Raw genomic sequence first — 11,062 nt, 5'->3', positions numbered from 1 at the left:
GCATTTGTTCAGCAGTGCGAAAAACTCGAACCGCAACAGTTTGCAGGCAAACGTTTTTTTCAAGCGCGATACCAACAAACGACTATTGCGATAGCCTATACCGGTATTGGTCATGCCGCTGCTCAAGAAACAACTGCGCTACTGATCCAGCATATCTGCCCTAGCGGCATCCTTTTTGTGGGCACCGCCGGCGGTTTACAAGCCGGCCAAAAAGTGGGCGAATTAGTCATCGCCAATGCATATTTGGATGTTGATACTGCTTTGCTCTGTAATGCCGTCGAAGGCTCAGCATTTGATAGCGCGCTATATGACCCACATCGTCAGCAACGGCTGCAGGCACATCAATCTGTTTCTTCAACAAGCCAGAATTTAGATCATTATTTCGATGCTGCAATCACTCGTGGCTGCCTAGCCTCTACTAACGTTTTTCCTGCGCCAAAAGAAGCCATGCAGCTGATTCAGCAGCAGTCCTGTCTCGCGGTAGAAATGGAAGCAGCCGGTTTCTTTCGTGCCGCTGTTGCACAAGCTGTGCCTGCATTGATGTTGCGAGCAGTCAGTAACCAATTGGATGCACAGGGTAATGACCTGGGTACTGATAGCCAAGCTATTGGCCTATGCGCGGAGCGTCTAGCTGCAGCTATGGTGCCGCTGATTAAGGCCTGGCCCGGACATGAAACAAACCAAAACCTGAACCAAATGCAAAGTGAAACACAGAGCCTGCAGCAAAGCACAGCGATGGATACTCACAGCAAAGGCACAGGCGCTAATGAACTGATTGCACGCTTTGACTTAGAGCCGCACCCTGAAGGTGGATTTTATAAGCGTATCTATACCAGCCAAGATATGACAACACTTGATGCACGCTTTAACAGCTCAGACTCGCGACCGGTATGCAGCGCAATTTATTTCTTATTAGGTGCTTTCGCCGCTGGCGACTTTTCAGCCTGGCACCGGATTCAATCTGACGAGTGCTGGCACCATTACAGCGGCGCACCGCTACAGCTATATATCCTCAATCCTAATAAGCAAGCACTTACAGAAATCACACTTGGTCAGCCGGCCGAGGGGTTCACACCTTTCTATTGTGTACCGCATGGCAGCTGGTTTGCAGCCAAGAGTTTGGGGGAGTTTAGCTTTTTTGGCTGCACGGTTAGCCCAGGCTTTGACTTCGCCGACTTTGAACTGGCACAGACCTCATCCCTAATCGCACAGTTTCCTGCGCACCAGCGTTTGATTCAGCAACTTTGCCGCAATAGCACTGAAGATCGATGAGCCTCTGCTACTAGCCCTTGGGCAGCTGATGAATAGAGGCAACCTTATCCTCGTTGCGATTCTCGCGCACATCGCTATCCTTCGCGTTTACCAACTTGCTAGACATAAAGTTTAGTATTTCCTCGGCTGCAGAGGGTTTGTGAATTAAGTAGCCCTGTACTTTTTCACAACCTAGTTCGCGCAAAAATTCTAGCTGCTGTTCGGTCTCTACACCTTCAGCAATCACCTCAAGGTCTAGCGATTTTGCCATACTCACCATTANCTTGATNAGCTGCTCATCATTTTCCGACTGACCAATACCAAAGGTAAAGGATTTATCGATTTTCAAATTATCTAACGGTAGTCGTCGCAAATAATCCAACGACGAATAACCGGTTCCAAAATCGTCAATCGACACTCGAATACCCATATCGTGCAGGGCGTATATTTCGGACAAACAGGCCTCTGGATTTTCCATCATACTGGTTTCAGTAAGCTCTAATTCAATCTGCGAAGCAGCGATATCATATATATCGAGCAACTTACGAAGTTTATAGCGAAAATCCGCATTGCTAAGCTGTCGTGAGGAAAGATTCAGCGCAAGTCTAGGAAGCTGATCTAGGTGTAAACACCACTCTTTTAACTGCACCAAGGCAGTTTCTAAAACCCACATACCAATATCACGTATTTTTCCGTTTTCTTCTGCAATTGGTATAAACACATCGGGCGGAATTTCCTCGCCTTGCGCGGTTTTCCAACGAATAAGCACCTCAAGCGTGCTAATAGATTGGCTGCGTAGATCAAATATCGGTTGAAACGCTAAATAAAATTCATGCTGCTCGAAGGCTTGATGCAGCAGAATTTGAATCCGCTTACTGTCATCAATCTTAGTCTGCATCTCTGTCTGGAAAAATTGATAGGTGCCGCGCCCAGCATGCTTAGCCGCATACATGGCGGTATCGGCATCTTTTAATAGCGTATCTGCATCGGCAGAATCTTGAGGAAACATTGATATACCAATGCTGCTGGTGACATTGAAGCTATGTTCGTTTACGCATATCGGCTCGTATATTTTATCTAAAATAGTCTTAGCTATGGCGGCTGCATCATCAGTATGTTGCAGGTTAGGCAACATCACCGCAAACTCATCACCGCCAATCCTCGCAACACAGTCGCTGGCTCGGATACTGTCATGAATGCGTTTAGCAATAACCATCAACAATTGATCGCCGCAGGCATGACCCAGTTTATCGTTAATGAATTTAAAATGATCAAGATCAATAAAAAAGACCGCCAGCTGCTGCTTAGAGCGTGATGCTAAATGTAGTGTGCGAGTTAAGGTATTTAAGAAATACTGTCGATTTGGCACATCAGTCAAACTGTCATAGTTGGCCATATGCTGCAGCAAGTCTTCATCATGCTTGCGTGCCGTAATATTTTGAAATATCAGCACAAAACCATCGCCTTCATTCAGGGACTCACAGGAATATTCCACAAAGAATGACTCGCCATCTGCTTTGCGCCACTGATTATGTACATAGCTCTCAGCCTCAGGGAAAGCAAATGCTGTGCGTAGCTTGCGGTATTGATTGTACTGTCGATCACTCACTTGATCAGTGACCGTCATCCCCTTAATCAATAAGTCACGAATATTCATTGCTAGCAAATCATCGGCCGGCAGCGCTAGTAATTCGCCAGCATAGGGGTTAGCAAAATTTATATTGCCCTTTGTATCAAGCCCAAGTACGCCTTCACCCGCCGACTTAAGCAGCATTTGCAATTTTTTATTTGATGACTCTAGCTCCTGCTGCGCCTGCTGCGCATACGCTTCAGCTTGGCGTAATTTTTCTAACATGCTTAGCCGGTTTTCATTGTAGAGTAATTTTTTCGAATAAAACTGAAATAAATAACTGACCAGGAAAAATTCAGCACCCAAAATGCCGGTCTCTAAAAGACCTTGATAATTCGGTAAAAAGTCTTCTATCCATAGCCGGAATTGCACAAGGGCTAAGCTCAAAAAACTCAATGCCGGTAAAAAACCGGATAATCGCCCTGCTACCAACACACCACCAAAAGCTAAGGGTACAAACATCAAAGAAGCGAACACGCTGTGCTCTGGTGCAGCAAGATAACTCAAATAAGCTAAACAAATCAGATCTGAGACGATAAAGAAAAACGCGATAAAAATCATACCGAGATCGTTAGGCTTCTGAAATGCAAATAAAGCAAAGAACAGCCCTGCGGTAGTACAGTAAAAAGCTAATAAACTTATTAAGTGACTCGGAATCGAAAAATCAAAAATGGCTGTATTATGTTGAAAGGCTAAACTCATCAGGCAAAAGCCGAATAAAAAACGATAGGCGTGGTAGAAAAGAAAAATCCAGTTAGAAGGTGAGCGCACCACTAATAGCGACTTATAGGAGGAAAAATCACTCTGTAGAAACATCAATTAACTTCCCTTTAAACAATAAACACTTCCATAAATCGCGGTAGCTAGATTATCGCCCTAAAGCAACGTAGCCAGCTTGGCAGCTAGCCTTTAAAAAATATTGTGTTAGTAGTAACGTTGATTGTTACAGTCCAACATTGTTGATCATCTTTTACACTTTTTACACTCGACAAGCAACGGGTCAAAATTCATTAGGCTGTGTTACAAAAATTAGCCAGACAAACAGCTTACTTAATAAGTAACAAAGCTTGTTGAACAAGTGTATTACATATATCAACACTTGCAATATTTGACGCTGAGTGGCGTTTGCTCGTCTCAAACCATCGAATGTTCATGCATATAAGATGGCAAAGAAGCTGCGAGCAAGACACAAACAACGATATCCAATCAAGCTAGCAGCGATCAAATGCTTTAGAGATAACTTAACTACTAATCTTTACGCAGCAAAGTCAGTTAATGTGCATCAAATTATCTACGTCATTTACCCCATATGCATTCACAGCAAGCTCTGCTAACATGAAATTTGCTCTTAATACCATGTAGTTTTTATAGTTGTTTTATGCGCGCATCGCAGCAAATTTTTAAAGTACGGCGTCAGTATAACCAGTGGGTCAACAACCAAACTCTGGAAGATTATGCACTGCGTTTCACCGCTAAAAGTGCACGACGCTGGAGTGCCTCGATGGTTGCCTCGACAGCGCTGGGTGCCACTGCGTTTTTAGCCTTAGAAGCGATTGGCGGCGCAATCACGCTCAATTATGGGGTTGCTAACGCCATCTATGCGATATTGACGGTAAGTTTGGTCATTATCCTAACTGGCACCCCCATTTGCTATTATGCAGCTAAACATGGTTTAGATATTGACTTGCTGACGCGCGGAGCGGGCTTTGGATATTTAGGCTCAACCATAACCTCACTGATTTATGCTTCGTTCACCTTTATCTTTTTTGCGATTGAGGCTGCAATTTTAGCCATGGCGTTAAAAGCCTTGTTTGGCATTCCACTAGCGATTGGCTATGTCATTTGTGCGCTTGCAGTAATCCCTATTGTCACACACGGTATAAGCTGGATATCGCGATTCCAAATAGGCACGCAACCCATCTGGCTAACATTGCAAATTTTAGCCATTGCCGCTGTGCTGTATGTCGAGAGTGGTAAATTAAACCAATGGCTGCTGTTTGCCGGTGCGCAAAATACTGCCGTTGGCCAGGGTGGCAGCAGCACAGATTTCAACCTACTGTTATTTGGTGCCGCGTCGGCAGTATTGTTTGCAATGGTGGCGCAGATTGGTGAACAAGTAGACTACCTTCGTTTTTTACCGGAAAAGCAAACCATCAAAGCGAGCAAATGGTGGTTATCACTGCTCTTTGCCGGCCCCGGCTGGATTCTACCAGGTATTATTAAAATGCTGTTTGGCTCATTCTTAGCATGGCTTGCATTTGGCCAGGGCCAAACGATAGCACTGGCCGCAGATCCAACACATATGTATCAACTAGCGTTCGACTATATGACGCAATCACCAATGCTATCCCTGGCCTTAGCCGGTGTAATGGTGATTATCGCGCAGATGAAAATCAACGTGACTAATGCCTATGCCGGCTCTATAGCTTGGTCAAACTTTTTCTCACGTCTCACGCACAGTCATCCAGGTCGAGTTGTTTGGTTAGTATTTAATGTCAGCATAGCCTTGCTGCTGATGGAGCTTGGTATCTATCGTGCTTTAGAAAATGTGTTAGGTATGTTTGCAATTATCGCGGTAAGCTGGCTGGGCTCGCTCTCAGCTGACTTGTTAATCAATAAAAATGTAGGTTTAAGCCCAAGCTATGTCGAGTTTAAGCGCGCTCATTTATATGATATCAATCCAGTGGGCGTAGGTTCTATGCTGCTATCGTCAATTATCGGTATCTTATGCTACCTAGGTAAGTTTGGCCTTGAGGCACAGGCGCTAGCGCACTATATCAGTCTTGCAATAACTTATATCGCGGTACCAGGCATAGCCCTGTTAACGGGTGGCAAATACTATATAGCCCGACAGCCGTCGCTTGATCAGAATCAATCGCACTCCGCTTGCACGATTTGCGAAAATGTATTTGAACAAGAAGATATGAGCTTTTGCCCGGCCTACCAAGGCCCAATTTGCTCACTATGCTGCTCCTTAGATGCACGCTGCCTTGACAGCTGTAAGCCGCAGGCACGCTTCTCAGAACAAACCGCGAATTTCGTCAAACAATGCCTGCCTCAACGGCTGTCATTTTTAGCCGAATCAAAATTTGGCTACTTCAGCTTTTTATTTGCGCTGTTGGCAGGGCTTACGGCTGCACTATTAGCCCTAGTCTATAAGCACATGCTGGTTCAGCAGCCTGAATTTGCCGAAACGCTAAAAAGCTTGCTGGTCACGCTGTACTTCATTCTGATGATCATTTTTGGCATTCTGGCTTGGCTTGTATTGCTTACCAAGCAAAGTCGCCTGGTCGCTCAAGAAGAATCTAACCGGCAGACACAATTACTAATAACCGAAATTGAAGCACATAAGGCCACAGATTTAGCGCTGCAACAGTCGATGCAGCTGGCAGATGCCGCCAATAGTGCAAAAAGTCGATACCTGACTGGGATCAGCCATGAACTTCGAACACCGCTACAGTCTATCCTTGGCTATGCGCAAATTCTCGGCCGCGACACCCGCCTGCCAGAAGAGCGCCAAGAGTCGGTTGCGATCATACAGCGCAGCGGTGAATATTTAGCAGATTTAATCGAGGGCTTACTCGATATTTCACGGATTGAAGCAGGCAGGCTTGAAATTTTCAATGGCCAAGTCGATCTTCACACATTATTGAATCAACTGGTTTCAATGTTTCGCCTGCAGTGCGCTACCCGCCAGATAGACTTTATTTACCACTGTAGTGAGACTTTGCCTAAATATGTCAATGTTGATGAAAAACGTTTGCGGCAAATCCTCATCAACCTTCTCTCTAACGCGGTAAAATTCACCGAGCAGGGCCATGTTATATTTCGCGTTAACTATCGTAATCAGGTTGCCGAATTTATTATTGAAGACAGCGGCATCGGTATGCAACAAGACGAGCTGAGCCGAATTTTTCAACCGTTCGAACGCTTACGAAAATCACAGCTTGCAGTAGCTACAGGTACTGGACTTGGTTTAACTATAGTAAAACTGTTATGTGATATTATGGGTGGCGATGTCAGTGTTGAGAGTAAGCCTGGCCAAGGCTCTATCTTCAAAGTCATGTTAATGCTGCCGAGAGTATTGAAGCCGGTGAGCGAGCCCAGTCAAGAACGACATATTATTGGCTACCAGGGCCCCAGTAAAACTATCATGGTGGTAGATGATGAACCAACGCATCGTAGTCTAATGATTGATTTACTCAGCCCATTAGGTTTTACACTGCTTGAGGCTCGCAGTGCCGAGGGCTGCCTAGCTGATGATCAACTCATGTCAGTAGATTTGTTTTTGCTAGACATGTCATTACCGGGGATGCAAGGCATAGAATTAGCCAATTATCTGCGCGCTCAATCAATTCAGGCCCCGATCATTATGGTATCGGCCGATGCCGATGAAAAACACGTCTCCAACAGCAGTGAACATGCACACGATGCATACCTGGTGAAGCCAATTCGCTTACAGGCACTGCAAGAAACTATCGGTCAATTATTACAGCTAGACTGGCTTAGCCAAGCTGCCACCTCTGGTAATGATCAAAGCACGGCAATACCAAGTATGCATGCGCTGGATAATCGCTTATTGGCCAAACATACCGCAGCCGCCACAGCTGTGATCGACATACCTAAGCATCACGCGATTGACGAGTTAATTTCATATGCAGAACTTGGCTACGCCAAAGGATTTCGTAAAAAGCTGCGTTCTTTAGAACATGATCAAAACTTTCCACCCGAACTATATACACAGCTGTTAGAGCTAGCGAAAAATATGCAATTTAATGATATTGTCGCGATACTAAAATAATCTTTTCGAGCATGCTTATGGATACGCAAGACACGGTAGTATTAGCAGTTGACGACTCATCCGAGTCATTGTCGCTGATCAACGATGCGCTCGAGCAAGTAGGTTTCTCTGTCTTGATCGCACTGGAAGGTAAGCAGGCGATCAATATTGCCGAAAAAATGCGCCCCGATATTATCTTACTCGATGCGATTATGCCGCAGCTAGATGGCTTTGAAACGTGTAAAATGATGAAAGCCAACCCCTTGCTCATGGATATTCCAATTATTTTTATGACTGGTTTAGCGGATACCGAGAGCATTATCAAAGGCCTTGAAGCTGGCGGGGTAGACTATTTAACCAAACCCATAGCCCCCGACGAACTAGTCGCGAGAATGCGCGTACACTTAGCCAATGCTGAAATCAGCGCCAAAGCGCAATCGGCATTAGACATTACTGGTCAACATTTATTTACCGTTAACCAACAAGGAAGCTTAACTTGGGCAACCCCGCAAGCAAAAGCTTTGTTTAATGAGGCCAATATTAATACCGACTGGATTCAGCGTCAGCTGAGTCAACAAATTATGCGTTGGCTGGCCACTAAACCAGCTGTTGGACAAAGCTTAAAGCTGAATAATATTGTGCACCCTCTGAGCATTCGCATCATCGAGCATGCAAGTGGACAAGAAATTTTACTGAAGCTGATCAATGGCAAGGCGCCCAGCGGTGCCGAAAAGCTCAAACAGCAGCTGCCGATCACTGAGCGTGAATCCGACGTACTGTATTGGATTGCTAACGGCAAAACAAATCGCGAAATTGGTCAAATATTAGATACCAGCCCGCGCACAATCAACAAACATCTTGAGCAAATTTTTAAAAAGCTTGAGGTCGATAATCGCACCTCAGCAGCAGCTATTGCGATTCGCCTGATTGCAGTTGATTAAAAGCGCTGGACAAACCGCTCATTACAAATCTAAACCGCGCCACCATCTGCACTAGACTGGTTTTCGCTCAGCATGCCGGCGCTAATAATAAAATCAATAATCTCGGCCAAACCTTCCTGCTGCTTAAGATTGGAAAATACAAACGGACTATCGCCGCGCATTTTTTTTGCATCCCTATCCATGACGGCAAGCGAAGCACCAACAATAGGCGCCAAATCGGTTTTATTGATAATCAGCAAATCTGACTTTGTAATCCCCGGCCCACCTTTGCGGGGTATTTTATCGCCAGCCGAAACATCAATTACATAAAGCGTTAGATCGGAAAGCTCAGGGCTGAAGGTGGCGCTAAGATTATCGCCACCACTTTCAACAAAAACCACATCTACATCACCATGTCGGGCACAAAGCTCATCAATAGCGGCCAAATTCATAGAAGCATCTTCTCGAATTGCGGTATGCGGGCAGCCACCCGTCTCTACGCCGATAATTCTATCGGCTGCAAGTGCTTCATGTTCAGTGAGAAACTTCTGATCCTCTTTGGTATAAATATCATTCGTCACCACCGCAATATTAAAACGGTCTCGCAGCGCGGTACACAATGCTTTAAGTAACGCGGTTTTACCTGATCCCACCGGGCCACCAACGCCAACACGTAAGGTTTGATGTTGCTTCATAAATGACTCCCTTTTCTCTAACTCAAGACTTAATCATCAACGACTGCCAAAATTATGAACGAAACAGCCGAGAGTATTGATGTTCATGACGACAGCTTAATAGCGCCAAACCTGGCAAACTCGTGCCTATCTGTGTTGGTGATACACTTAACGCATAGGCTACAATCTGACTCAATTCAGGTATTAACTGCGACAACAGTTGTTGAGCACTCACCTGGCCCAAGGGCACTAGCTTAGTCGCAGCCGCCACTTGATTTTCTAACCACGACCACAGCAAACCATAGCAGGCAGAATAACTGTCTATCTGCCATGCTGAAGCCGCCGCCGCAAACATACTAACAAAGCTAATCTGCACTAAATGATTGTTCGGTGTACGCGTAAGCGTTGCAACTTTATCAGTCGAAGGCTCAGCTTGACCCATGCTTGCGCGTGTCGATGCTGGAGACACTTGGCTAAGGCTGAAAGGGGTTATCTCAAGCCCCAATGCAATCAGCAATTTAGCCAGTGCCATACCGGTTGCACTGTCAGCTAACTGTAATTCTTTGGTTTCTCGCATCGCAATAAGCTCAGCGTTCGCTTGCAACAGGCCTTGCGCATCGCAGCTTTGATGATAATGCAACATACGTAGCAGCATTGGCAGATCTGTTTGCCCCATGCCATAACGCAAATGGAATCGCAGCCACTCATAGCAACTGGCTTGATCATCAATATACTTGTACTCAATCGCCGACTCTAAGCCCTGCGAGAAAGCATATGCCCCAACTGGCAGCGTTGCACTGCTAAGCTGCATTAAACGCAGTAAGGCCTGATGGTCTATATGTATATCAGCTGCCGACATCAGTGCTGATGCTCGTGATGTGAACTGCTATGCTGGCCATGGGGCTGATGTGCATATGCACCCGATTCCGGACAAAACACCATGGACTGCTGGCGCAGCTGCAAGCCTAATAATCGCAGCATATCCGCCAACACATGGTCATCAATAAAAATCAACTCACGCTGACGAATTTCTACTTTCACATGCCGATTGCCGAGGTGGTAACAGGCCTTAGCAAACTGCAGCCAATTATCGCAGCTGGCAACACAGCAAGACTCTAATGCACCCTCAACTCGCACATATTTACCGCAGTGCGTTTTTAAAATTTCACCTATTTGTAAGGTTTGTCCGCGCTGTAAAAATACGCGCAGCTCTTGCCCGGAATCTGTGACGGCTTTAAAACGGCCTTTTTCACGCAAGCTATGATCAAGTTTCACCGTCTCATCGATGGCAACGGGCTTATTTAATGCAATTCGCTGATAGACCTCATACATCGGCAGGCACTCGCTAAAATAAACTGTACAACTGGCTAAGCGGCAATTCGGTTGCAGGCTCACAGCTTAGTAATTCACCATCCGCTTTGACTTCATAGGTTTGCGGGTCAACCGTAATCTCAGGCATCCAGGCATTGTGAATCATATCTTGCTTACTAACGCTGCGGGTGTTTTTACAGGCCAGCAGCTGCCGCGAAAGGCCGTACTGTTCAGCAATCTGATTATCCAAGGCAGCCTGACAAACAAAGCTAACGCTGGTTTGACTTGCCGCCTTACCAAGGGCACCGAACATCGGCCGATAATGCACCGGCTGCGGCGTTGGAATCGAAGCATTAGCATCGCCCATTGGCGCCGCTGCAATGAACCCTCCTTTGATAATCAGTGATGGCTTAATGCCAAAAAAAGCGGGCTTCCATAGCACAAGATCGGCCAGCTTACCTTCCTCAATAGAGCCAACCTCATGCGCAACACCGTG

The 11,062-nt window shown here is 45.8% G+C and carries 8 protein-coding genes; 3 read left to right on the top strand and 5 right to left on the bottom strand.

Going from position 1 to position 11,062, the window contains the following annotated elements:
* On the top strand, window positions 1-1,272 hold a 1,272-nt coding region (locus HRU21_05030), incomplete at its 5' end, for a cupin domain-containing protein (protein NRA41657.1).
* Window positions 1,273-1,282: 10 nt separating this feature from the next.
* On the opposite strand, the gene HRU21_05025 is transcribed toward HRU21_05030, so the two are convergent.
* Complete coding sequence (locus HRU21_05025; GenBank protein ID NRA41656.1) at window positions 1,283-3,697, bottom strand: EAL domain-containing protein; 2,415 nt, start codon at window positions 3,695-3,697, stop codon at window positions 1,283-1,285.
* 562 nt (window positions 3,698-4,259) lie between these two features.
* Here HRU21_05025 and HRU21_05020 point away from each other — a divergent pair.
* Together HRU21_05020 and HRU21_05015 are read left to right on the top strand one after the other, a co-directional pair.
* Window positions 4,260-7,682 carry a response regulator gene (locus HRU21_05020; protein ID NRA41655.1) on the top strand — a complete coding sequence of 1,141 codons (3,423 nt, stop codon included), beginning with the start codon at window positions 4,260-4,262 and terminating at the stop codon, window positions 7,680-7,682.
* Between the two features lie 17 nt (window positions 7,683-7,699).
* A complete protein-coding gene (locus HRU21_05015) occupies window positions 7,700-8,602 on the top strand; it encodes a response regulator (GenBank protein NRA41654.1) in 903 nt (300 codons plus the stop codon).
* A 29-nt stretch (window positions 8,603-8,631) separates the two neighbouring features.
* On the opposite strand, the gene ureG is transcribed toward HRU21_05015, so the two are convergent.
* The 4 genes from ureG to HRU21_04995 form a co-directional block, all read right to left on the bottom strand.
* Window positions 8,632-9,276, bottom strand: a complete 645-nt coding sequence (gene ureG / locus HRU21_05010; protein ID NRA41653.1) for an urease accessory protein UreG — start codon at window positions 9,274-9,276, stop codon at window positions 8,632-8,634.
* A gap of 52 nt (window positions 9,277-9,328) precedes the next feature.
* The gene (locus HRU21_05005) at window positions 9,329-10,114 is read right to left on the bottom strand and encodes an urease accessory protein UreF (GenBank protein NRA41652.1); all 786 of its coding nucleotides are present in this window, start codon (window positions 10,112-10,114) and stop codon (window positions 9,329-9,331) included.
* Complete coding sequence (ureE, locus tag HRU21_05000) at window positions 10,114-10,587, bottom strand: urease accessory protein UreE (GenBank protein NRA41651.1); 474 nt, start codon at window positions 10,585-10,587, stop codon at window positions 10,114-10,116. Before ureE ends, HRU21_05005 begins: the two co-directional genes overlap by 1 nt.
* Window positions 10,588-10,600: 13 nt before the next feature.
* On the bottom strand, window positions 10,601-11,062 hold a 462-nt coding region (locus tag HRU21_04995), incomplete at its 5' end, for an amidohydrolase family protein (GenBank protein NRA41650.1).

Source organism: Pseudomonadales bacterium (genome assembly GCA_013215025.1).
In the GTDB taxonomy this organism is placed as follows: Bacteria; Pseudomonadota; Gammaproteobacteria; order Pseudomonadales; family DT-91; genus DT-91.
Note: the sequence above shows the minus strand (reverse complement) of the source record. Positions and strands in the feature narration are given on the sequence as shown.